Source organism: Buttiauxella sp. S19-1 (assembly GCF_022134725.1).
Classification (GTDB): domain Bacteria; phylum Pseudomonadota; class Gammaproteobacteria; order Enterobacterales; family Enterobacteriaceae; genus Buttiauxella; species Buttiauxella ferragutiae.
The window spans coordinates 1-2,954 of record NZ_JAHWLU010000213.1; the positions used below are offsets into that span (position 1 = coordinate 1).

4 protein-coding genes are annotated in these 2,954 nt (G+C 43.4%); all 4 read left to right on the plus strand.

What is annotated here, in order from left to right:
* The first annotated feature begins 237 nt into the window (after nucleotides 1–237).
* The 4 genes from MES37_RS23915 (at nucleotide 238) to MES37_RS23925 (ending at nucleotide 2,805) form a co-directional block, all read left to right on the plus strand.
* Complete coding sequence (locus MES37_RS23915) at nucleotides 238–978, plus strand: hypothetical protein (RefSeq protein WP_237932784.1); 741 nt, start codon at nucleotides 238–240, stop codon at nucleotides 976–978.
* Between the two features lie 2 nt (nucleotides 979–980).
* Nucleotides 981–1,208: an ogr/Delta-like zinc finger family protein gene (locus MES37_RS25025; RefSeq protein WP_443107958.1), complete on the plus strand. Its 228-nt coding sequence runs from the start codon at nucleotides 981–983 to the stop codon at nucleotides 1,206–1,208.
* A gap of 7 nt (nucleotides 1,209–1,215) precedes the next feature.
* Nucleotides 1,216–1,467 (plus strand): ogr/Delta-like zinc finger family protein, encoded by a 252-nt coding sequence (locus MES37_RS25030; RefSeq protein WP_443107960.1) that lies wholly within the window; start codon nucleotides 1,216–1,218, stop codon nucleotides 1,465–1,467.
* A gap of 420 nt (nucleotides 1,468–1,887) precedes the next feature.
* Nucleotides 1,888–2,805 (plus strand): TIR domain-containing protein, encoded by a 918-nt coding sequence (locus MES37_RS23925; protein WP_237932785.1) that lies wholly within the window; start codon nucleotides 1,888–1,890, stop codon nucleotides 2,803–2,805.
* Nucleotides 2,806–2,954 lie beyond the last annotated feature (149 nt).

Below are 2,954 nucleotides of genomic sequence, written 5' to 3' on the forward strand. Positions count from 1 at the left end.
CTCGATTGTTCACCCTCTAATATACTGTATTACTTATCTTTTTTTTAAAGGTGAACAGAGTGAATAGTTAATAGTAAAAAAATAATAAAAGAGGGGGGGTATGTTCCTGCGACCTTTCCTCTGGCAAGCCGCTTTCGGGTCTTTTTGTGTCGCGGCTGATACATCCTCAATCGCTCCTCTTGTTGTCTGAGCGCTCGCATAATCGAAATCACTTCCTGACAACGAGAGCAGAGCATCATGCAGAATAAAACAACCCGGCAGCAGCGCGTACAACAGGCTATTGAGCATTACGGCGCGGCAAAAAAAGAACACACCAAAGTCGTGACTGATATGGAAAACATCGTCGCCTCCATAGCCAGTTGCCGGGAGCAAAAACAGACTGCCGAGGCGCAAAGCCAGCAGGATGATACCGGCTGGCGCGAGCTGTTCCGCAAGGCGCGTGGTGTGATGACCGGCGAGCTAAAACAGCAGCACATTGAGCGTATCGCGAACCGTGAAATGATCACCGAACTGGATTCTCTGATTCAGGAACTGGAGCTGGATGAAGAGAAACATAAAATTATGTGCAGTAGTTACGGTGCTTCGTTGCGCGGTGCCCATACCAATGCACTTGTCGCACTGGCTGACAAGGAGCTGAACCAGTCACTCAGTGCCCTTGATGGCATCGTGCGTGCCGTAAAATTAAAGCGCATGGCGCTGTCGGCAGAACAAGCCCGTACGACGCACAATGGCCGTTTCAGCGAGTACGAAGTCGATATTGATAAAAGTGTTTATGCGGAGATCCGGGCGTACCTGGAGCCACGTGTGACGAAGTATGCCTTTGATATGGCCAGTGAGCCGGAGCTGTCAGTTATCGGACTTTCGCCAGCGCTGAGCAAATACATGGATGAGGCACTGGCCTCACCAGCGAAACGCCACATTGCTTTTAGCGAAATTAAGCGTAAGGAGAGCCAGCTTAAAGAAAAAAGGGGTCAGTGATGATGCGTTGTCCCCTGTGCAGCACCGTCGGGCACACACGTCAGTCCAGGTTTCTGGAGGATGGCAGCAAGGAGACAATAGTGCAGTGCCAGAATGTTTACTGTTCCGCGACCTTCATGACTCATGAGTGCTTTTATATGGCCCTGGAAAATTCACCGCTGAAAGCTGACTACAAATCTCGCCTGGTGCAGGCTGATAGGGGAGCTGAGCAAGGGAGCAATAATGGCTAAAGTGAAAATGGGGTTTAAATGCCCCCGATGTCAGGGGAAATCTTATATAAGAACGTCGAAAATAGAATCCAGCGAGACCGTCGTTCGTTATTACGTCTGTCAGGAAGGTGCATGCGGATTTGTGTTTAAAACGTTCCATGTGTTTACCCGGTTTATTTGCAGACCTGTTCCATCTGACTGCATTGAGCAAGCACCAGAACAGCCCGTCACACGGCCTGTACCGGATAAAACGGCAAGCCACACAATGCGCCTTGAATAAAATAAAAATTGCCGTGTTTTGCGTAGTTTAACTGGCTTAAAACACGGCGTTTCACCGTAGTGAACACCCCGAATTAATACCGCTATTTAACGTCATCATTCCCGCAAAAAACATACTGTTTTCTGATTATTTGTCTGCATTTCTTTGCATGGGGTTGCATGCAAAACCCCGTATTTTTTACACCTCATCACCCCCGAACTGGCGCGGTTCCGGGGTGTTCATGCACCTGCATTAAAACCTACCCATGAAGCGGGCAGGCGTGGCGGGGATAGCATTGCGCGCGAGCTCTCAAGATTAAATTAAAATTCATAACGAATTTTTTACACGTGATAGAACTTTAAACCGGAGATACTATGTACAGTACGATATTGAGAATGATAACTTTCTGAGTAAGAAAGTAACTCTACCCAAGCGAGACATATGTTTAACTTATTAATAACAAGTGATGAAGATGGTTGGAAGCAGGGAAACTATACAATTAATCGCGATAGAGTAATTGTAGAATATACAGCTCCAGAAATTGTTGAGCGATACAGGGATTTAAACCGCGAAAACATAGAGGAATTGAAAAGTTTCCCATGCATTTTTGTTGTCGAAAATGAGCCAGTTCCCTCGAAAATAGGATTTATTACACATGTTAGGGTAAGAACTAAAACTTGTGTGATTGAGTTTGAAATTGACGACAGTTTCCCTGAACTACCCGAAGGGACTATTAATGCCCTTAGAAATGATGTTGAGTTGGGCGATTGGGAATTATCGAGAACTCATTGGGCGGTTAAAGATGAACCAATACTATCAATTTTATTGAGTAAAAAATTAATTTCACAAGAAAATATTGATAATTCGCATTTTTCAACATCTGTAAAAATACCAGAAAATCAACCTGCACCAAGTTCAAGTATTTCAGGTTTCAATCATCGTCAAGTCTTTATTGTTCATGGGCATGATGAAGTAACAAGGCTTGATGTAGAGGCTTTCCTTAAATCTTTAAATATCGAACCTATAGTCCTGAGCCAGCAACCAAGCTCTGGAAAAACTATTATTGAGAAGATTGAACATTATTCTAATGTTGGTTTTGGTGTTGTTTTATATACAGAATGTGATGTTGGAATGAAAAAAGGCTCCTTGGTATCTAAATATCGAGCGAGACAAAACGTTGTCTTTGAACATGGTTTTCTGATAGGAAAGCTAACTCGCCAAAGAGTGGCTGCTCTTGTTAAAGGTGATATTGAGACACCGAATGATATTAGTGGTGTGGTGTATATAAGTATTGAAGATACACAACGTTGGAAAGAAGAGTTGAGGAAAGAAATGCGAGTTGTTGGATATGATGTTTAGTATTTGCTGATTGTATAAACAATAAAGCAGTTAGAATATTTTAAAAAACGCTCAGCCAAATATTACTTTGAGTTTGCGCGATTAGCATTTTTTATTTTACTTCTGCACCCCAAAAAAATTGAGCTGGAGAATCTGATGACCGCGTTTCT

Excerpts from the sequence above, each read along its gene's own strand:
- MES37_RS23915 (WP_237932784.1), top strand. The coding sequence starts at position 238 with ATGCAGAATAAAACAACCCGGCAGCAGCGCGTACAACAGGCTATTGAG.
- MES37_RS25025 (WP_443107958.1), top strand. The coding sequence starts at position 981 with ATGCGTTGTCCCCTGTGCAGCACCGTCGGGCACACACGTCAGTCCAGG.
- MES37_RS25030 (WP_443107960.1), top strand. The coding sequence starts at position 1,216 with ATGGGGTTTAAATGCCCCCGATGTCAGGGGAAATCTTATATAAGAACG.
- MES37_RS23925 (WP_237932785.1), top strand. The coding sequence starts at position 1,888 with ATGTTTAACTTATTAATAACAAGTGATGAAGATGGTTGGAAGCAGGGA.